This window comes from uncultured Streptococcus sp. (assembly GCF_963516515.1).
Taxonomy (GTDB): Bacteria; Bacillota; Bacilli; order Lactobacillales; family Streptococcaceae; genus Streptococcus.
This window is the reverse complement of record NZ_CAUQCJ010000006.1, coordinates 21,699-41,697: the sequence shown is the minus strand read 5'-3', so window position 1 is coordinate 41,697 and position 19,999 is coordinate 21,699. Positions and strand designations below refer to the sequence as shown.

Annotated in this window: 23 protein-coding genes; 21 read left to right on the top strand and 2 right to left on the bottom strand. The window is 42.4% G+C overall.

What is annotated here, in order from left to right; all coding sequences use genetic code 11:
• Window positions 1-12 precede the first annotated feature (12 nt).
• Genes gtfA through RYL77_RS02335 form a run of 4 tightly spaced genes read left to right on the top strand, consistent with a single transcriptional unit; the run spans window position 13 to window position 3,264 of the window.
• Entirely contained in the window at window positions 13-1,524 is a 1,512-nt protein-coding gene (gtfA, locus tag RYL77_RS02350) for an accessory Sec system glycosyltransferase GtfA (RefSeq protein ID WP_315009561.1), read from the top strand.
• The gene (gene gtfB / locus RYL77_RS02345) at window positions 1,517-2,854 is read left to right on the top strand and encodes an accessory Sec system glycosylation chaperone GtfB (protein WP_315009559.1); all 1,338 of its coding nucleotides are present in this window, start codon (window positions 1,517-1,519) and stop codon (window positions 2,852-2,854) included. The genes gtfA and gtfB overlap by 8 nt, the downstream gene beginning before the upstream one ends.
• Window position 2,855: 1 nt before the next feature.
• A complete protein-coding gene (asp4, locus tag RYL77_RS02340; RefSeq protein ID WP_001287962.1) occupies window positions 2,856-3,035 on the top strand; it encodes an accessory secretory system protein Asp4 in 180 nt (59 codons plus the stop codon).
• A gap of 4 nt (window positions 3,036-3,039) precedes the next feature.
• Window positions 3,040-3,264 (top strand): accessory secretory protein Asp5, encoded by a 225-nt coding sequence (locus RYL77_RS02335; protein ID WP_061649701.1) that lies wholly within the window; start codon window positions 3,040-3,042, stop codon window positions 3,262-3,264.
• 52 nt (window positions 3,265-3,316) lie between these two features.
• Here RYL77_RS02335 and RYL77_RS02330 read toward each other — a convergent pair whose 3' ends face one another.
• Together RYL77_RS02330 and sstT are read right to left on the bottom strand one after the other, a co-directional pair.
• Window positions 3,317-4,270 (bottom strand): aromatic acid exporter family protein, encoded by a 954-nt coding sequence (locus RYL77_RS02330; protein WP_315009553.1) that lies wholly within the window; start codon window positions 4,268-4,270, stop codon window positions 3,317-3,319.
• A gap of 67 nt (window positions 4,271-4,337) precedes the next feature.
• Window positions 4,338-5,543, bottom strand: a complete 1,206-nt coding sequence (gene sstT / locus RYL77_RS02325; protein WP_315009551.1) for a serine/threonine transporter SstT — start codon at window positions 5,541-5,543, stop codon at window positions 4,338-4,340.
• 257 nt (window positions 5,544-5,800) lie between these two features.
• On the opposite strand from sstT, the gene RYL77_RS02320 reads away from it, so the two are divergent.
• The 17 genes from RYL77_RS02320 to RYL77_RS02240 all read left to right on the top strand — a co-directional run bounded on the left by RYL77_RS02320 (window position 5,801) and on the right by RYL77_RS02240 (window position 19,987).
• The gene (locus RYL77_RS02320) at window positions 5,801-6,367 is read left to right on the top strand and encodes a mechanosensitive ion channel domain-containing protein (RefSeq protein ID WP_315009550.1); all 567 of its coding nucleotides are present in this window, start codon (window positions 5,801-5,803) and stop codon (window positions 6,365-6,367) included.
• Window positions 6,368-6,418: 51 nt separating this feature from the next.
• On the top strand, window positions 6,419-7,327 hold the full coding sequence (locus RYL77_RS02315) for a magnesium transporter CorA family protein (protein ID WP_261053431.1): 909 nt from the start codon (window positions 6,419-6,421) through the stop codon (window positions 7,325-7,327).
• Window positions 7,328-7,341: 14 nt separating this feature from the next.
• Window positions 7,342-7,869: a YqeG family HAD IIIA-type phosphatase gene (locus RYL77_RS02310; RefSeq protein ID WP_000963748.1), complete on the top strand. Its 528-nt coding sequence runs from the start codon at window positions 7,342-7,344 to the stop codon at window positions 7,867-7,869.
• Window positions 7,870-7,871: 2 nt separating this feature from the next.
• Window positions 7,872-8,978 carry a ribosome biogenesis GTPase YqeH gene (gene yqeH, locus RYL77_RS02305; RefSeq protein ID WP_315009547.1) on the top strand — a complete coding sequence of 369 codons (1,107 nt, stop codon included), beginning with the start codon at window positions 7,872-7,874 and terminating at the stop codon, window positions 8,976-8,978.
• A 212-nt stretch (window positions 8,979-9,190) separates the two neighbouring features.
• Window positions 9,191-9,502 (top strand): ribosome assembly RNA-binding protein YhbY, encoded by a 312-nt coding sequence (gene yhbY, locus RYL77_RS02300; protein ID WP_000060169.1) that lies wholly within the window; start codon window positions 9,191-9,193, stop codon window positions 9,500-9,502.
• 49 nt (window positions 9,503-9,551) lie between these two features.
• Entirely contained in the window at window positions 9,552-10,181 is a 630-nt protein-coding gene (locus tag RYL77_RS02295) for a nicotinate-nucleotide adenylyltransferase (RefSeq protein WP_061759533.1), read from the top strand.
• Window positions 10,181-10,774 (top strand): bis(5'-nucleosyl)-tetraphosphatase (symmetrical) YqeK, encoded by a 594-nt coding sequence (gene yqeK / locus RYL77_RS02290; RefSeq protein WP_315009545.1) that lies wholly within the window; start codon window positions 10,181-10,183, stop codon window positions 10,772-10,774. The genes RYL77_RS02295 and yqeK overlap by 1 nt, the downstream gene beginning before the upstream one ends.
• The gene (locus RYL77_RS02285) at window positions 10,775-11,275 is read left to right on the top strand and encodes a cysteine hydrolase family protein (RefSeq protein ID WP_315009542.1); all 501 of its coding nucleotides are present in this window, start codon (window positions 10,775-10,777) and stop codon (window positions 11,273-11,275) included.
• A gap of 12 nt (window positions 11,276-11,287) precedes the next feature.
• The gene (gene rsfS / locus RYL77_RS02280; RefSeq protein WP_001003029.1) at window positions 11,288-11,641 is read left to right on the top strand and encodes a ribosome silencing factor; all 354 of its coding nucleotides are present in this window, start codon (window positions 11,288-11,290) and stop codon (window positions 11,639-11,641) included.
• A 321-nt stretch (window positions 11,642-11,962) separates the two neighbouring features.
• Window positions 11,963-12,703: a class I SAM-dependent methyltransferase gene (locus RYL77_RS02275; RefSeq protein WP_315009539.1), complete on the top strand. Its 741-nt coding sequence runs from the start codon at window positions 11,963-11,965 to the stop codon at window positions 12,701-12,703.
• 9 nt (window positions 12,704-12,712) lie between these two features.
• On the top strand, window positions 12,713-13,810 hold the full coding sequence (locus RYL77_RS02270) for a nucleotidyltransferase (protein ID WP_315009538.1): 1,098 nt from the start codon (window positions 12,713-12,715) through the stop codon (window positions 13,808-13,810).
• 283 nt (window positions 13,811-14,093) lie between these two features.
• Window positions 14,094-14,348 carry a type II toxin-antitoxin system Phd/YefM family antitoxin gene (locus RYL77_RS02265; protein WP_000388572.1) on the top strand — a complete coding sequence of 85 codons (255 nt, stop codon included), beginning with the start codon at window positions 14,094-14,096 and terminating at the stop codon, window positions 14,346-14,348.
• Between the two features lie 3 nt (window positions 14,349-14,351).
• Complete coding sequence (locus RYL77_RS02260) at window positions 14,352-14,606, top strand: Txe/YoeB family addiction module toxin (RefSeq protein WP_000924733.1); 255 nt, start codon at window positions 14,352-14,354, stop codon at window positions 14,604-14,606.
• A 211-nt stretch (window positions 14,607-14,817) separates the two neighbouring features.
• Window positions 14,818-16,431, top strand: coding sequence for a ribonuclease Y (locus RYL77_RS02255; RefSeq protein ID WP_125458597.1), 1,614 nt, complete (start codon window positions 14,818-14,820; stop codon window positions 16,429-16,431).
• A gap of 128 nt (window positions 16,432-16,559) precedes the next feature.
• The gene (gene gmk, locus RYL77_RS02250) at window positions 16,560-17,186 is read left to right on the top strand and encodes a guanylate kinase (RefSeq protein ID WP_000775041.1); all 627 of its coding nucleotides are present in this window, start codon (window positions 16,560-16,562) and stop codon (window positions 17,184-17,186) included.
• A gap of 24 nt (window positions 17,187-17,210) precedes the next feature.
• On the top strand, window positions 17,211-17,525 hold the full coding sequence (gene rpoZ, locus RYL77_RS02245) for a DNA-directed RNA polymerase subunit omega (protein ID WP_000979235.1): 315 nt from the start codon (window positions 17,211-17,213) through the stop codon (window positions 17,523-17,525).
• A 65-nt stretch (window positions 17,526-17,590) separates the two neighbouring features.
• Window positions 17,591-19,987: a primosomal protein N' gene (locus RYL77_RS02240; protein ID WP_315009530.1), complete on the top strand. Its 2,397-nt coding sequence runs from the start codon at window positions 17,591-17,593 to the stop codon at window positions 19,985-19,987.
• Window positions 19,988-19,999: the final 12 nt, after the last annotated feature.

The window sequence follows — 19,999 nt, the reverse complement described above, 5'->3', positions numbered from 1 at the left end:
AAAGAGGAAAATATGACAATTTACAATATAAATTTAGGACTTGGATGGGCTAGTAGCGGTGTTGAATATGCACAAGCCTATCGTGCTGGTGTTTTTCGGAAATTAAATCTGTCCTCTAAGTTTATCTTTACAGATATGATTTTAGCCGATAATATTCAGCACTTAACAGCCAATATTGGTTTTGATGATGATCAAGTGATTTGGCTTTATAATCATTTCACAGACATAAAGATTGCACCGACTAGCGTGACAGTGGATGATGTCTTGGCTTACTTTGGTGGTGAAGAAAGTCACAGAGAAAAAAATGGCAAGGTATTGCGTATCTTCTTTTCTGACCAAGATAAGTTTGTCACCTGTTATTTAGTTGATGAAAACAAGAACTTGGTTCAACATGCGGAGTATGTTTTTAAAGGAAAACTGATTCGCAAGGATTACTTTTCTTATACGCGTTATTGTAGCGAATACTTTGCTCCCAAGGATAATGTTGCAGTCCTATATCAACGAACTTTTTATAATGAAGACGGGACTCCAGCCTATGATATCTTGATGAATCAAGGGAAGGAAGAAGTTTACCGTTTTAAGGATAAGATTTTCTATGGAAAGCAAGCTTTCATGCGTGCTTTTATGAAATCTTTGAATTTGAACAAGTCTGATTTGGTCATTCTTGATAGAGAAACAGGCATTGGACAGGTTGTTTTTGAGGAAGCACAAGTAGCGCATTTAGCGGTAGTTGTTCATGCGGAGCATTATAGTGAAAATGTTACAAATGAGGATTACATCCTTTGGAATAACTATTATGACTACCAGTTTACCAATGCAGATAAGGTTGATTTCTTTATCGTATCCACTGATAGACAAAATGAAGTTTTGCAAGAGCAATTTGCCAAATATACTCAGCATCGTCCAAAGATTGTTACTATTCCTGTAGGAAGTATTGATGCATTAACTGAGTCAAGTCAGGGACGTAAGCCATTTTCATTGATTACGGCTTCACGTCTTGCCAAAGAAAAACACATTGACTGGTTGGTCAAGGCTGTGATTGAGGCACATAAGGAAATACCTGAATTAACCTTTGATATTTATGGTAGCGGTGGAGAAGATTCTCTGCTTAGAGACATTATTGCAAATCATCAGGCTGAAGATTATATCCAACTCAAGGGGCATGCGGAACTTTCGCAGATTTATAGCCAGTATGAGGTCTACTTGACGGCTTCTACCAGCGAAGGCTTTGGTTTGACTTTGATGGAAGCAGTTGGTTCAGGTCTACCTCTAATTGGTTTTGATGTGCCTTATGGCAATCAGACCTTTATAGAAGATGGGAAAAATGGTTATTTAATTCCAAGTTCATCTGACCATGTAGAAGACCAAATCAAGCAAGCTTACGCAGCTAAGATTTGCCAACTGTATCAAGAAAATCGTTTGGCGGATATGCGTGCCCATTCTTACCAAATTGCAGAAGGTTTCTTAACCGAAGAAATTTTAGAAAAGTGGAAAAAAACAGTAGAGGAGGTGCTCCATGATTGAACTTTATGATCGATATAGTCAGGAAAGTCGAGATTTACATGAAAGTCTAGTAGCTACTGGTCTTTCCCAACTTGGAGTAGTCATCGATGCAGATGGTTTTCTACCTGATGGTCTGGTGTCCCCATTTACCTATTATCTAGGCTATGAAAAGGGAAAACCTCTCTATTTTAACCAAGTTTCTGTTCCAGCTTTTTGGGAAATTATGGGGAATAATAGTTCAGCCACTATTAATGATTTACTACAGGAGAGGGCTGTCATTCATTATGCAGATGGAATGCAGGCTCGCTTGGTTAAACAGGTAGATTGGAAAGACTTGGAAGGAAGAGTACGCCAGATTGACCATTACAATCGCTTTGGTGCTTGCTTTGCTACAACGACCTATAGTGCTGATAGTGAGCCGATTATGACGGTTTACCAAGATGTCAATGGCCAGGAGGTGTTACTTGAAAACCATGTGACAGGTGATATCTTATTGACTTTACCTGGTCAATCTATGCGTTACTTTGCAAATAAGGTTGAATTTATCATCTTCTTTTTGCAAAATTTGGAAATAGATACAAGTCAGCTTATCTTTAATACCTTAGCGACTCCTTTCTTGGTTTCCTTCCATCATCCAGATAAATCTGGTTCAGATGTTTTGGTTTGGCAGGAACCTCTCTATGATGCCATTCCAGGCAATATGCAGTTGATTTTAGAGAGTGATGATGTGCGCACTAAGAAAATCATCATTCCAAACAAGGCGACTTATGAACGTGCTTTAGAGTTGACTGACGAGAAATACCATGATCAGTTTGTCCACTTGGGTTACCATTACCAGTTCAAACGTGATAATTTCCTAAGACGAGACGCCTTAATCTTGACAAATTCCGATCAGATTGAGCAAGTAGAAGCAATCGTAGAAGCCTTGCCTGATGTTACCTTCCGTATCGCAGCGGTAACAGAGATGTCTTCTAAGCTCTTAGATATGCTTCGCTATCCTAATGTAGTCCTTTATCAAAACGCTAGTCCACAAAAAATTCAAGAACTTTATCAACTATCAGATATTTACTTGGACATAAACCATAGCAATGAGTTATTGCAGGCAGTGCGTCAGGCCTTTGAACACAATCTCTTGCTTCTTGGATTTCATCAGACGGTACACAATAGACTCTATATCGCTCCTGACCATCTATTTGAAAGTAGTGAAGTTTCTGATTTGGTTAAGACTATTAAACTGGCTCTTTCAGATGTTGAGCAAATGCGTCAGGCACTTGGCAAACAGGGCCAACATGCCAACTATGTTGACTTGGTGCGATATCAGGAAACCATGCAAACTGTTTTAGGAGGCTAACATGTCAGAGGAAGATTTATTTTACAAAGACGTTGAAGGCCGCATGGAAGAGTTGAAACAAAAACCCATCAAGAAAGAAAAAGAAACCCGAGGAGAAAAGATTAGTAAGACTTTTTCACTTTTACTGGGCTTGATGATTCTGATTGGTTTACTCTTTACTTTGTTGGGAATTTTGAGGTAGGCCTATGATTGACATACTGATTGTTTTAGCTATTGTCCTATCTCTTGCTTTGATTGTATTGGTAACCATACAACCCCGTCAAAATCAACTATTTTCCATGGATGCCACCAGTAATATTGGTAAACCAAGTTATTGGCAGAGCAATACTTTGGTAAAGGTGCTTACTTTATTGGTGAGTTTGGCCTTATTCGTCCTATTACTAACCTTTATGGTGCTAACTTACAAATAAAAGAAAACTTCAGATATTCACCTTTTGTGATTGGTCTGAAGTTTTCTCTTTTTTACTGTCCATATTTTTGGTAAAAATCAACTTTCACCTGGATAAAGGTTTTGGCTTCACGTAGGAGTTGGAGGAGTGTGGCGCGAGTTTCAAATTCTTCTCTTGTCTTGGGTAGACTGCGGTTACGGAAGATTTCCAGATAGCGTTCAATTTCATCTAGCAAATCAGAAGCAGGATTGGTCTGGCTTAGTTGACCGCCAATTTTTGAAAAAAGTTGGGCCAAAATCAGACTTTCACTGGCAGCTAGGTGACAGGTGTTAATTTGCTGGGCCATATTTCGCAGGATACGACTTTGTCGCTGTCTCATTTCAAAGTAGTGGATATGGTAGTCGGTCTGGTGAAAGAGGTGGTCTGAGTGATCTAGATAGACCAGTTTGAGGGCTTCTTCCAAAAGAGTGTCTAATTCTTCTACCAGCTGTGCTCGGTTACGTCCATCCCCTCTGGATAAATAATATTTGAAGCGCTGGAGGATATCTTTTAACTTTTCTTCAACCAGCGTGTAGTAGAGCTGGATTTCCTTCTCTCGTGAAGGCATATAGAGATTGACTAGTAGGGCAAACCCTGTACCGATAGCAAAGAGAAGAAATTCATTGACTAGAAGGTCTGGAGAAATTGATTTTTGTACCAAGAGATGGCTGACCAAAACGCTACTTGGTGTGATGCCAATTTCCCAGCCCATCTTGTAGGCTAGAGGAACGTAGAGAGCCAGATAGAGGCCAAGGCTCCAGATATGAAATCCGCTCAAGTGAAAAGCCAGAACACCGATAGCCAGAGCTAGAAGCATGGAAAAGAGTCGATTTTGTGCCAGTTTTAAGGTGCTTCTACGGGTATCAGATAAACTTAAGAGAGCGATAATTCCAGCTGAGACAGCTGAAGAAAGATTGAGAAAATAAGCGACAAAACAGGCTAGACAGGTAGCTAAGACGAGTTTGGTCGTACGTTGGCTAATAGACATAAGGATTTCCTAGTAAGTTAGAATAAAAGTGGAAAAGACAAGACTTGAGCAGACTTGTCTTTATGAGTTATTTTTTACGGGCTGCTGCGTATTCGGCAACGGCAGTAAAGAGGACATCTGTAGAAGAATTAATAGCTGTTTCGCATGAGTCTTGGATGACACCAATCACAAATCCAACCCCCACAACTTGCATGGCAATATCGTTAGAAATACCAAAAAGGCTACAAGCAACTGGGATAAGGAGGAGGGAACCACCAGCGATACCAGAAGCTCCACAGGCTGAGATAGCTGCTACCACACTAAGGACAAAGGCTGTCGCAAAGTCAACAGGGATTCCGAGAGTGTTTACTGCAGCAAGGGTCAAAATGTTAATAGTAATCGCTGCTCCTGCCATATTGATAGTAGAACCAAGTGGGATAGAAACTGAATAGGTATCTGGGTTGAGTCCAAGGTCATGACAGAGCTTCATGTTGACAGGGATGTTAGCTGCAGAACTACGAGTAAAGAAGGCTGTCACACCGCTGACACGCAAACATTTCCAAACGAGGGGATAAGGGTTTCTCTTCATAAAGAGGAAGGCAATCAATGGATTGACTACTAAGGACACAAAGAACATAGTTGTCACCAAGAGGGCAAGCAAGATTCCGTAGTTGGCTAGGCTTCCGATTCCCTTATCAGAGATGGTTTTAAATACAAGTCCTAGGATTCCAAATGGAGCTAGGTTGATGATCCATTCGACAATCTTAGAAGTCACATCAGCTATGGTGTTCAACAATTCTTTACTATTTTTGCTGGCTTCTCTCATAGCAATACCGAAAATCACTGCCCAAGATAGGATTCCAATGTAGTTGGCTGTGACGAGAGCATTGACAGGGTTGTCTACGAGTTTAAGTAAGAGATTGCTAAGAACCTGACCTATACCATCAGGAGGCGTAACCTCTGTATTAGTACTATTTAAGGTAATTTCAACAGGAACGATGAAACTAGCAAAGACAGCCACAAGTGCCGCTGCAAAGGTTCCTACTAGATAAAGGAAGATAACCGTTTTCATATTGCTATCCTGTCCCTTTTGGTGTTTGGAAAGGGCATTGGCAACGAGGGCAAAGACTAGAATCGGAGCGATGGCTTTTAGACCACCAACAAAGAGATCTCCGAGTAGGCCGATTCCAGATACAGTAGGAAGTGTTAGTCCTAAGATTCCTCCAAAAAGCATACCAATCAAAATCCGTTTGATTAGGCTTGCCTTATTCCAAGAATGAATGAGTTTTTTCATAATAACCTCCTTATACTCTTCGAAAATCAAATTCAAACCACGTCAGCTTCACCTTGCCGTACTCAAGTACAGCCTGCGGCTAGCTTCCTAGTTTGCTCTTTGATTTTCATTGAGTATTAGTTGTGTAATGTTTATGATTATAGTATAAATATGAACCAAAATCAAGAATTTTCTGTCTATTTTTGAAATTATTTTTGAATATTTATGGAGAATGATACTTTATGAAAGTATGGTATAATAAATGAAAGGAGTTTTCTATGCAAGAATTTATTCAAACCTATCTCAATAAGCTTGATATTACAGCGATTATCGAGAATATCTTAACCAAGTTACTTTCTCTTTTATTCTTATTTTTACTCTTTTATATAGCTAAGAAATTGCTCCATACCATGGTGCAGAGAATTGTTAAACCTTCTCTAAAAATGTCTCGTCATGATGTCGGGCGTCAGAAAACCATCTCACGTCTGTTAGAAAATGTGTTTAATTATACCCTTTATTTCTTTTTGATTTACTGCATTTTGTCGATATTGGGCTTGCCAGTTTCTAGTTTGCTTGCTGGAGCTGGGATTGCTGGGGTGGCTATTGGGATGGGAGCCCAAGGTTTTCTGTCTGATGTCATCAATGGCTTCTTCATCCTCTTTGAACGTCAACTGGATGTAGGAGATGAAGTTGTTTTGACAAATGGTCCTATTACTGTCTCGGGCAAGGTTGTCAGCGTCGGCATTCGAACAACGCAACTCAGAGGAGAAGACCAGGTTCTGCACTTCGTACCCAATCGGAATATCACCGTCGTCAGCAATTTCTCTCGGACAGATCAGGCCTGAAATTTTAGCAGATTTATGGTACAATAGAAAGAGTTTGGTAAGGTAGAGAAGATGTTTTTAGAAAAACAGCTGGGCAATGGTTGTACCTGGATTGACCTAGATTTGGACAAGTTGAAAAAACTAGAAGACCTTTCTGAAATCTACGGTTTGGACAAGGAAACCATTGAGTACGCACTGGATAGAAATGAGCGTGCCCACATGGATTATCACCGTGAAAATGGGACTGTGACCTTTATCTATAATGTCTTGAACTTGAAAAAGGACAAGGAATACTACGAAGCCTTTCCCATGACCTTTATCGTGGAACATCGTCGCCTGATTACCATTAGTAATACCAAGAACGCCTATGTCATTGAACAGATGACCCGTTATCTGGAGAGTCATGACACGCTTTCGATTTACAAGTTTCTCTTTGCTAGTCTGGAAATCATCAGCAATGCCTACTATCCTGTCATCGAGCAGATGGACAAGAGTAAGGATGAAGTCAATGGCCTCTTGCGCCAGCGGACGACCAAGAAAAATCTCTTTGCCTTGTCTGACTTGGAGACCGGTATGGTTTATCTTACTGCGGCTGCCAAGCAAAATCGTATGTTGCTGGAACATATCCAAGGGCATGCTCTCTATCGCAGTTTTAATGAGATTGAGAGAGAACAGTTTGATGATGCCATGATTGAGGCTCATCAGCTGGTATCCATGACAGACTTGATTTCTCAAGTCCTCCAACAACTATCAGCATCTTACAACAATATTCTAAATAATAATCTGAATGATAATTTGACAACCTTGACCATCATTTCAGTCTTACTAGCGGTTTTGGCAGTAGTGACAGGCTTTTTCGGAATGAATGTTCCGCTACCTTTAACAGATGAGCCCCATGCTTGGCTCTACATCAGTTTGGCCAGTGCAGGTTTGTGGATTGTTTTGTCATTGTTACTAAGGAAAATTGCGAAAAAAAGTTAAGAAAAGGAGCCAGAATGGCGATTGAAAATTACATGCCAGATTTTGCTGTGGAAGCAGTTTATGATCTGACAGTCCCAAGCCTGCAGGCGCAGGGAATCAAGGCTGTTTTGGTCGATTTGGATAATACCCTCATTGCTTGGAATAATCCTGATGGGACGCCAGAGATGAAGCAATGGCTACATGACCTCCGTGACGCGGGCATTCGCATCATCGTGGTATCAAATAACACCAAAAAGCGCGTTCAACGTGCAGTTGAGAAGTTTGGAATTGATTACGTTTATTGGGCTCTGAAGCCCTTCACATTTGGGATTGATCGTGCCATGAAGGAATTCCACTATGAGAAAAGTGAAGTGGTCATGGTTGGCGACCAGCTCATGACAGATATTCGAGCAGCCCACCGTGCAGGTATTCGCTCAATCTTGGTCAAGCCCTTGGTACAACACGACTCAATCAAAACGCAGATTAACCGAGCTCGTGAGCGCCGTGTCATGCGAAAAATCACTGAAAAGTACGGACCGATTACATATAAAAAAGGAATTTAACTATGGAAGAAATTCTCTGTATTGGTTGTGGAGTAACCATTCAGACGACGGACAAGGCTGGTCTTGGCTTTACCCCCCAGTCGGCACTTGAAAAAGGTTTGGAGACAGGTGAAGTCTATTGCCAACGTTGTTTCCGTCTCCGTCACTACAATGAAATCACGGATGTCCAGTTGACGGATGATGATTTCCTCAAGCTCTTGCACGAGGTAGGAGACAGTGATGCTTTAGTGGTAAATGTCATTGACATCTTTGACTTTAATGGCTCTGTTATCCCAGGCTTGCCACGTTTTGTATCGGGCAATGATGTCCTCTTGGTTGGAAATAAAAAAGATATCCTGCCCAAGTCAGTTAAACCGGGTAAGATTAGCCAGTGGCTGATGGAGCGTGCCCACGAAGAAGGGCTTCGTCCAGTCGATGTTGTCCTAACTTCAGCACAAAATAAACATGCCATTAAGGAAGTCATTGACAAGATTGAACACTACCGTAAGGGCCGTGATGTCTATGTGGTTGGTGTAACCAACGTTGGAAAATCAACCCTTATCAATGCTATTATCCAAGAAATTACGGGTGACCAGAATGTCATTACGACTTCACGCTTTCCAGGGACAACCTTGGACAAGATTGAGATTCCACTTGATGATGGGTCATATATTTACGATACGCCGGGGATTATCCACCGTCATCAGATGGCTCACTACTTGACGGCTAAAAATCTCAAGTATGTCAGTCCTAAAAAGGAAATCAAGCCTAAAACCTATCAGCTCAATCCTGAACAAACTCTGTTTCTAGGTGGTCTCGGACGATTTGACTTTATTGCAGGAGAAAAGCAAGGTTTCACTGCCTTCTTTGACAATGAACTCAAATTGCATCGTACCAAACTAGAAGGAGCTAGTGCCTTTTACGATAAGCACCTTGGAACTCTTCTAACACCACCAAATAGCAAGGAAAAAGAAGATTTTCCAAGGCTAGTCCAGCATGCCTTTACCATCAAGGACAAGACAGACCTAGTCATCTCGGGCCTAGGCTGGATCCGCGTAACAGGCACCGCCAAAGTCGCCGTCTGGGCACCCGAAGGCGTCGCAGTCGTCACACGAAAAGCAATTATTTAAAACAAAATCGCTGAGCGAACAAAGTGAGCTCATATAGCGATAGTTATTGCCGTGGTGTCTTGCCAATCTGTAGATTGGCAAGGGGCACAATTGAGACCAAGGCTCAATTGTGAGGTCAGGAAATCCATTTTTCAAAGATGAGATCTTTGGAAAATTAGTTCCGACCGTCCCTCACCACCTAAAATAACTATCAAAAAACAAGGAAGAAAATTATGTCATTAACATCAAAACAACGTGCCTTCCTCAACAGTCAGGCACACACCCTCAAACCCATCATCCAAATCGGGAAAAATGGACTTAACGACCAAATCAAAACCAGCGTCCGTCAAGCTCTTGACGCCCGCGAATTGATTAAAGTCACTCTCTTGCAAAACACAGATGAAAATATCCACGAAGTAGCTGAAATCTTGGAAGAAGAAATCGGTGTGGATACAGTCCAAAAAATCGGACGCATCTTGATTTTGTTTAAACAATCCAGCAAGAAAGAAAATCGCAAGATTTCTAAAAAAGTCAAAGAAATCTAAAAACTACTCCAAACAACTGTTTTTACAGAGAAATAAAGGAGACTAGCCTATGGCAATCGAATTATTGACTCCCTTTACCAAGGTAGAGTTGGAGCCAGAAATCAAGGAGAAAAAGCGCAAGCAAGTTGGAATTTTAGGGGGGAATTTTAACCCTGTTCACAATGCCCATCTGATTGTTGCGGACCAAGTACGGCAACAGTTGGGACTGGACCAGGTCCTGCTTATGCCTGAATACCAACCACCTCATGTAGATAAAAAGGAAACCATCCCCGAGCACCATCGTCTCAAGATGCTTGAATTGGCGATAGAGGGGATTGAAGGTCTGGACATTGAAACCATTGAGCTAGAGCGCAAGGGCATTTCCTATACCTACGACACCATGAAGATTTTAACAGAGAAGAATCCAGATACGGATTATTACTTTATCATCGGTGCCGATATGGTGGACTATCTACCTAAGTGGTACCGCATTGATGAGCTAGTCGACATGGTTCAGTTTGTGGGGGTTCAGCGCCCACGCTACAAGGCAGGGACTTCCTATCCAGTTATCTGGGTGGATGTGCCTCTCATGGATATTTCGTCCAGCATGGTGCGTGACTTCCTTGCCCAAGGTCGAAAACCCAATTTTCTCCTGCCTCAGCCTGTGCTGGACTACATCGAGAAGGAGGGGCTCTACTGATGTCCTATCAAGACTATATTAACTGCTCTCGCGAGGCTTTGTTGGAAAAAATGGCAGAGCTTCTACCCGAAAAACGCTTAACCCATTGTTTGGGTGTGGAGCGCGCAGCCATAGAGCTTGCGAAGCGATTCGGAGTTGATGCTGAGAAGGCAGGTCTAGCAGGCCTTCTTCATGATTATGCTAAAAAGTTGTCAGATCAGGAATTTCTGGACTTGATTGACCGTCAGCAGCTAGACCCTGACCTCAAAAACTGGGGCAATAATGTCTGGCATGGCATGGTTGGCATCTACAAGATTCAGGAAGATTTGGATTTGCATGATCCAGAAATCTTACGAGCTATTGAAATTCATACAGTCGGTGCTGGTCAGATGACAGACCTAGACAAAGTCATCTACGTTGCAGACTATATCGAGCATAACCGTGCCTTTCCAGGAGTAGATGTGGCGCGTGAAATTGCTGAGCGATCGCTCAATAAGGCAGTGGCCTACGAAACAGCTCGTACTGTGGAGCATCTAGCTCATCAGGGATTTCCCATCTATCCCCAAACCCTTGAAACCTATAACGCCTTTGTGCACTATTTGAAAGAGGACTAAATGAAGACGGCTTTTATAATCATTGATGTTCAGAATATTTTAGTGGAAACTGGGTTCCAGACAAAAAGTCTATTGGAAAAAATTTCTTATTTACAAAACCAGGCTAGAAGCAAGAATATAGAAATTATTTATGTTCAACATATTGAGAACGCTGAAGCTCAAACATCAGAAGATTGGCAGTTATCTGAACTTTTAAGTCGAAAACCTAATGAAAAGGTCTTTCAGAAGAAGTATAGCAGTATTTTCAAAGAAACTGGTTTAAAAGAATACTTGGATAAACAGGGGATTGAAAAATTAGTTTTATGTGGTATGCAGACAGAATATTGTGTGGATACCTCTGTCAAGGTTGCTTTTGAATATGGCTATCAGCTTATTATTCCAGAAGGAACTTGCACAACGTTTGATGGGGATGACATTCCAGCAGAAACGATTAATGAATTTTATGAGGACATTTGGGAGGAGCGCTTTGCAGATGTCCTAGATTACAAACATATTTTCTAAAAAGAGGACTAAATGAACGAAAAAGAATTACTAGAACTAGTCGTGAAAGCGGCTGATGAGAAACGTGCGGAGGATATCCTCGCACTTGACGTACAAGAATTGACCAGCGTGACGGACTATTTTGTCATCACTAGTTCAATGAATAGCCGTCAGTTGGATGCTATCGCTGATAATATCCGTGAAAAAGTAGCCCAAGCAGGCTTTAAAGGCAGTCATGTCGAAGGCGATGCGGCTGGAGGCTGGGTTTTGCTGGATCTCGGTGCTGTCGTTGTGCATATCTTCTCAGAAGAAATGCGTGCCCACTATAACCTAGAGAAGCTATGGCATGAGGCTAATTCAGTAGATATTTCAGAAGCTCTTGCTTAGAAGATGAACTCAGTTGTAGTCAACTGGGTTTCTTTGCTTATTTTAGAAAAAAAGGATAGAAAGGTAAGGGCGTCGTGTCTGGTTGATGTTGAAACTGAACACGAGCTAAAAGCTGAGGGAAAAAGAGTAACTTAATTTGTATCTGATGATACGGCAGAAAGTTTCCTATGTTCTCTTTGCTTTTAAGGCTCTTTGTATCTTAGAAAGGATTTGAACCCGTCCTGTAATTCTCGGAAAATAGACAGCCTTCCTTGGAGCTCGGCTCCATCGTCAGGCTCCTAATTTTCTATCGAATTACGGGCGGACTTGGTATCATGTTTTATGGCAACTTATGAAACCTTTGCGGCTGTTTATGATGCAGTGATGGATGATAGTTTATACGATAAATGGACTGATTTTTCTCTGCGCCATTTGCCTAAGAACAAGGAGAGAAAGAAACTCTTAGAATTGGCTTGTGGGACAGGTATCCAGTCTGTGCGATTTTCTCAGGCAGGTTTTGATGTAACTGGACTTGATTTGAGCGCGGATATGTTGAAGATTGCTGAGAAGAGAGCTGCTTCAGCCAAACAAAAGATTGACTTTATTGAAGGTAATATGCTGGATTTGTCCCAAGCAGGTAAATATGATTTTGTCACCTGTTATTCGGACTCAATCTGCTACATGCAGGATGAGGTGGAAGTAGGGGACGTCTTTAAGGAAGTGTATAATGCCCTTAATGAAGATGGAGTTTTCATCTTTGATGTGCATTCGACCTACCAGACAGACGAAGTTTTTCCAGGCTATTCTTATCATGAAAATGCAGAAGATTTTGCAATGCTCTGGGATACCTACGAGGATGCAGCGCCTCACTCCATCGTGCATGAGTTGACCTTCTTTATCAAGGAAGCGGATGGTTCCTTTAGTCGCCACGATGAAGTGCATGAGGAGCGGACTTATGAGGTCTTGACCTATGATATTTTGCTGGAACAGGCTGGTTTCAAGTCTTTCAAACTCTATGCCGACTTTGAGGACAAGGAACCAACAGAAACCAGTGCCCGTTGGTTTTTTATCGCACAGAAGTAGGAGATCACTATGACCATTACAGGTATTATCGCGGAGTTCAATCCTTTTCATAATGGCCACAAATACCTGCTGGAGCAGGCTGAGGGATTGAAAATCGTAGCCATGTCAGGGAATTTCATGCAGAGAGGAGAGCCTGCTATTGTGGACAAGTGGATACGGGCCCAGATGGCACTGGAAAATGGCGCAGACTTGGTAGTGGAATTGCCATTTTTAGTCAGTGTTCAGGCGGCGGATTTCTTTGGCCAAGGGGCTGTGGATATCTTGGCGCGGTTGGGGATTGATACTCTATCCTTTGGGACGGAGGAAGTTCTGGATTACCAGAAAATCGCTGACTTATACACAGAGCAGGGTGCTGAGATGGAAAATTTTGTGGAAAATCTGCCTGATTCCCTTTCCTATCCCCAGAAGACCCAGGCCATGTGGAAGGAATTTGCTGGTCTTGATTTTTCAGGAAATACCCCCAATCATGTCCTTGCTCTTGCTTATGCCAAGGCGGTTGCGGGACGCAACATCAAACTCCATCCGATTCAGCGTCAGGGGGCGGGTTTCCATTCTGTGGACAAGGATGTGGACTTTGCCTCTGCGACAGCCCTGCGTCAGAATCAGTCAGACCAAAATTTCTTAGAACGCTTTATGCCTTCTGTTGCCCTCTTTGAGCAGACCAGTAAGGTGAGCTGGGAAGACTATTTTCCCTTGCTCCGCTATCAAATCTTGTCAAATCTTGACCTTACCACCATCTATCAGGTCAATCAAGAAATGGCTGTGCGCATTAAAGAGGCTATTAAAACAGCCAAGTCTGTGGAAGGCTTGGTTGAGGTGGTTGCCACCAAGCGTTATACCAAGGCGCGTGTTAGACGTCTCTTGACCTATATCTTGGTGCAGGCTAGAGAAAATGACTTACCAGAAGCCATTCATGTCCTTGGTTTTACCGAAAAAGGCAGACAGCATCTTAAATCTCTGAAAGGACAGGTTAATCTAGTCAGCCGAATTGGCAAAGAACCCTGGGATGCTATGACCCAAAAGGCAGATAGAATTTACCAACTAGGAAATCCAAGTATAGCAGAACAGAATTTCGGCAGAGTACTGATTAGAATAGAAACAAACTAAGTCTACTGAAAGGTAGGCTTTTTGAGATTTTTTACGAATAATACTCTTCGAAAATCTCTTCAAACCACGTCAACGTCGCCTTGCCGTAGGTATGGTTACTGACTTCGTCAGTTCTATCCACAACCTCAAAACGGTGTTTTGAGCAGCCTGCGGCTAGTTTCCTAGTTTGCTCTTTGATTTTCATTGAGTATAAATAGATAGAAAAGAAAATCTTGTACAAGTTCCTGACAATTTCTTTCTTTTTGTGTATAATAGTGGAAAAGAGGTAAAACGAGGTATGGTTATGGAAGCAGTTCTTTACTCAACATTCCGAAATCATTTAAAAGACTACATGAAAAAGGTAAATGATGAATTTGAGCCTTTGACGGTGGTCAATAAAAATCCAGATGAGGACATTGTAGTTCTTTCAAAGAGCGAATGGGACAGTATTCAGGAAACCCTGAGAATCGCTCAAAATAAGGAGTTATCAGACAAGGTTTTGCGAGGAATGGCTCAAGTTCGTGCTGGAAGCACTCAGGTCCATGTTATTGAGGAGTGATGCATGCTACTCAAGTTTACAGAAGATGCGTGGGCAGATTATTGCTACTGGCAAACTCAGGATAAGAAAACGTTAAAAAGAATCAACATGCTAATCAAGGATATTCAACGTGATCCCTTTACAGGAATAGGTAAGCCAGAACCACTCAAGTATGATTACCAAGGAGCCTGGTCTCGCCGCATTGATGCAGAAAATCGCTTGATTTATATGATGGATGGAGATAGCGTGGCTTTCTTGTCCTTTAAAGATCATTACTAAGTCTACTGAAAGGTGGGCTTTTTTAAATTTTTACTGACGTTACGGATTCTCAGTAATAAAGATTATCCAAATAAATTCAGGGAGTTAAACTCCAAATTCACGCTAATTTCCCCAAAACATATTCTATTTTAGGTTTGTGAAAATCACTTTTTTATGGTAGAATGTAAAGGAATGTATGTCATTCGGAATAACAATAAAATGAGGTAAAAACATGGAAATCATGTCGCTTACGATTGCTGTTTTTGCCGTCATCATTGGTTTAGTCATTGGATATGTCAGCATCTCAGCTAAGATGAAATCATCTCAGGAAGCTGCGGAGTTGATGCTTTTAAATGCTGAACAAGAAGCAACTAATTTACGTGGACAAGCTGAGCGTGAAGCGGATTTACTTGTTAATGAAGCCAAACGTGAAAGCAAGTCTCTTAAAAAAGAAGCACTATTGGAGGCCAAAGAAGAAGCCAGAAAATACCGTGAAGAAGTGGACGCTGAATTTAAATCAGAACGTCAAGAACTCAAACAAATCGAAAGTCGTTTGACCGAGAGAGCTACTAGCCTCGACCGTAAGGACGACAATTTGACGAGTAAAGAACAAACACTTGAACAAAAAGAACAAAGTATTTCTGATAGAGCGAAAAACCTTGATGCGCGTGAAGAGCAATTAGAGGAAGTCGAAAGACAAAAAGAAGCTGAACTAGAGCGTATTGGTGCCCTGTCTCAGGCAGAAGCACGAGATATTATCTTGGCACAGACAGAGGAAAACTTGACCAAGGAGATTGCCAGTCGTATTCGTGAGGCTGAGCAAGAGGTCAAGGAACGTTCTGATAAAATGGCCAAGGACATTCTGGTTCAAGCTATGCAACGTATTGCTGGTGAATATGTAGCGGAGTCAACAAACTCAACGGTTCATCTGCCAGACGATACTATGAAGGGACGCATTATTGGTCGTGAAGGTCGTAACATTCGTACCTTTGAAAGTTTGACAGGGGTTGATGTGATTATTGACGATACACCAGAAGTGGTAACCTTGTCAGGTTTTGACCCGATTCGTCGTGAGATTGCCCGTATGACTATGGAAATGTTGCTCAAGGATGGTCGAATTCATCCGGCTCGTATCGAAGAGTTGGTTGAGAAAAACCGTCAGGAGATTGACAATAAAATTCGTGAATACGGTGAGGCTGCTGCCTATGAGATCGGTGCGCCAAACCTTCACCCTGACTTGATGAAGATTATGGGTCGCTTGCAATTCCGCACTTCATATGGACAAAATGTCTTGCGTCATTCGATTGAAGTTGCTAAGTTGGCTGGTATTATGGCGAGCGAACTTGGTGAAAATGCGGCTCTTGCTCGTCGTGCTGGATTCCTTCACGATATCGGGAAAGCCATTGACCGTGAGGTTGAGGGTAGCCACGTTGAAATTGGTATGGAATTGGCACGCAAGTATAAGGAACATCCAGTTGTGGTTAATACGATTGCTAGTCACCACGGTGATGTCGAAGCTGAAAGCGTGATTGCAGTGATCGTTGCTGCAGCAGATGCCTTGAGCGCTGCCCGTCCAGGTGCTCGAAGTGAGTCTCTTGAAAGCTACATCAAGCGTCTTCATGATTTGGAAGAAATTGCTAACGGCTTTGAAGGAGTGCAAACTAGCTTTGCCCTTCAAGCAGGACGTGAGATCCGTATCATGGTCAATCCAGGACAAATCAAGGACGACAAAGTCACAATCTTGGCTCACAAAGTTCGTGAAAAAATTGAAAACAATCTCGATTACCCAGGAAATATTAAGGTAACCGTGATTCGCGAACTGCGTGCAGTAGATTATGCCAAATAAATAAGAAAGAGCAGTTGAAAAATTACTGCTTTTTTGTTACACTAGATAGAAAGACTGTAAAGGATAATCTGGCTTTTGCCATTATTCTAGAGAAATGTTATTTCACAGACTGACTAAAAGGAGACACAATGGCAGACCGAGGCTTACTAATCGTTTTTTCTGGTCCTTCAGGGGTTGGAAAAGGAACGGTTAGAAGAGAGATTTTTGAGAGTTCTGAAAACCAATTTCAATACTCTGTATCGATGACGACACGCGCACAACGTCCTGGAGAAGTGGACGGTGTTGACTATTTCTTCCGCACTCGTGAAGAGTTTGAAGAGCTGATTCGTCAAGGGCAGATGTTGGAATACGCAGAATATGTCGGCAACTACTATGGAACTCCTCTGACCTATGTCAATGAAACCTTGGACAAGGGAATCGATGTTTTCCTTGAAATTGAAGTTCAAGGAGCTCTTCAGGTCAAGAAAAAGGTTCCAGATGCTGTCTTTATCTTCCTGACACCACCAGATTTAGATGAATTGCAAGATCGTTTGGTAGGACGTGGAACCGACAGTGCAGAAGTGATTGCCCAACGAATCGAAAAAGCCAAGGAAGAAATTGCCCTCATGCGTGAGTATGATTATGCGATTGTCAACGATCAGGTGCCCCTAGCTGCTGAGCGTGTCAAACGTGTAATCGAAGCAGAGCACTTCCGTGTGGATCGTGTCATTGGTCACTATCAGGAGATGTTACCAAAATCTCCAACTACCCGATAAAATTTAGAAAATAGGTACAAGCAAATGATGTTAAAACCCTCTATTGATACCTTGCTCGACAAGGTTCCTTCAAAATATTCACTCGTAATCTTGGAAGCAAAACGTGCCCACGAATTAGAAGCAGGTGCGCCAGCTACTCAAGGTTTCAAGTCTGAAAAATCAACTCTTCGCGCTTTAGAAGAAATCGAATCAGGAAACGTTACAATTCACCCAGACCCAGAAGGAAAACGTGAAGCGGTGCGTCGCCGTATCGAAGAAGAAAAACGCCGCAAAGAAGAAGAAGAAAAGAAAATCAAAGAGCAAATCGCTAAAGAAAAAGAAGATGGTGAAAAAATTTAAGGTTGGGGGGACTCAATCTTATTTTTTCTATTGCAAGAATCTACTGAAAAGGAGGAGGTGACAAGATGGCCCTAGCCAAGATTATTGTAGATGTGCCCTTGATGCAGACAGACCAGCCCTATAGTTACAGGATTCCTAAGGAATTTGAGGGAATGCTAGAAGTTGGGATGCGGGTTCATGTGCCTTTTGGTAAGGGCAATCGCCTGATTCAAGGGATTGTTCTTGGTTTGGATTCCCAATCAGATAAGGAAGAGATGGAGCAAGATTTAAAAGATATTGCTGAGGTGCTGGATTTTTCTCCTGTTCTCACGCAAGAACAACTCTGGCTAGCTGAAGAGCTACGTAAATCTGTCTTTTCTTACAAAATCTCCATCCTTAAGGCTATGTTGCCGGGATTTCTGAACTCCAGCTATGACAAGATTCTCTATCCTCTGGAAGGTTTGAGTAAGGAAGATCGAGAGCGTCTGTTTGGTTCAGAAGATTCACTTGCCTTTTCTTCTCTGGATTTAGGTAAGCAAGTAGAAATGATGCGTTTGACTAGAAAAGGCCTGCTTGGTCTAGAATATCAGGCGATTGATCAAAAGAAGGTCAAGACCCAGTCTTGGTATGAGGTTGACCTTGTTCAGTTAGAAGGTGTAGAGATTTCTGCGCGCGCCAAGAAAAAGTTAGAATTGAGAGACTATTTGCTTTCTCATCCAGAGAGTGCTTCTTTGGCTAGTTTGTTAGAGTCCTACTCGCGGGAGCAAGTCAACTTCTTTGTGGAACAAGGTGCTGTTACTATAGTCCAAAAGGAAGTTCAACGCTCGGCTGCTTATTTTGAAGGTATTGAGGCAAGTCAGCCTTTGGAGTTGAATCCAGAGCAAAGACAGGCGCGTGATGCGGTTGTGAGTACGATTGGCAGTCATCGGCCTCCCTTCCTCCTTCAAGGGATTACAGGAAGTGGGAAGACCGAGGTTTACTTACAAATAATCCAAGGAGCTTTGGATAAGGGGAAAACAGCCATCTTGTTAGTGCCTGAGATTTCCTTGACTCCTCAGATGACGGAGCGTTTTATTGCACGTTTTGGGGAAAAGGTGGCCATTCTTCACTCAGGCCTATCCAATGGTGAAAAGTATGATGAATGGCGCAAGGTTGAGCGTGGAGACGCTCAAGTTGTTGTTGGTGCCAGATCTGCCATCTTTGCTCCGCTGAAAAATCTGGGTGTCATGATTATTGATGAGGAGCATGAAGCGACTTATAAGCAGGACAGTAATCCCCGTTACCATGCCAGAGAGGTGGCTATTTTACGGGCCCAGTATAATCAAGCAGCCTTAGTCCTTGGCTCAGCAACACCAAGTCTGGAAAGTCGTGCGCGGGCTGGAAAAGGCGTCTATCAACACTTACGTCTGACCCAACGTGCTAATCCTTTAGCTAGTATCCCTGAGGTTCAAGTAATTGACTTTCGAGACTATATCGGACAAAATGAGACGTCAAACTTTACGCCTCCCTTGCTAGAAGCCATTCAAGACCGTCTGGATAAAAAAGAGCAGGTGGTTCTCATGCTCAATCGCCGTGGTTATTCTAGCTTTGTCATGTGTCGGGAGTGTGGGACGGTAGATACTTGTCCCAACTGCGATATTTCCCTGACATTGCACATGGATACCAAGACCATGAATTGCCATTATTGTGGTTTCTCGAAGGACATTCCTCAGGCCTGTCCTAACTGTAAGAGTCGTAGTATTCGTTACTATGGAACAGGGACACAGAAGGCTTATGACGAGCTGGCAGAGCTTTTTCCTCAGGCACGCATTCTGCGCATGGATGTGGATACGACCCGCAGGAAGGGTAGTCACCAAGCTCTTCTTGACCAGTTTGGCCGAGGGGAAGCAGATATCTTGTTGGGAACTCAGATGATTGCCAAGGGCTTGGATTTTCCCAATGTGACCCTAGTCGGAGTTCTCAATGCAGATACAGCATTGAATCTGCCTGATTTTCGTTCTTCTGAGAGAACCTTCCAGCTCTTGACTCAGGTGGCAGGTCGGGCAGGTCGGGCTGAAAAAGCTGGTCAGGTCTTGATCCAGTCCTACAATCCGCAACACTATGCTATTCGATTTGCCAAGGATCAGGATTACGAAGGCTTTTATGCCTATGAAATGGGAATCAGACGACAACTTGGTTATCCACCTTACTATTTCACGATTGGCATTACCCTTTCTCACAAGAAAGAAGAAGAGGTTGTCAAACGTGCTTATGAAGTCATGAACATTTTACGATCAGGTTTGTCTGAAACCAGTAACATCCTTGGACCGACGCCTAAACCTATTGCCCGTACCCACAACCTTTATCATTACCAAATTTTGATTAAATACCGTTTAGAAGATGAGCTGGGTCCGACTCTAAATCAGGTTCTGGCCTTGACTCAAGAACGAGAAAATAGTGAGCTCCGTCTCAGCATTGATCATGAGCCACAGCAATTTTTATAAGAAGGAGAAGAT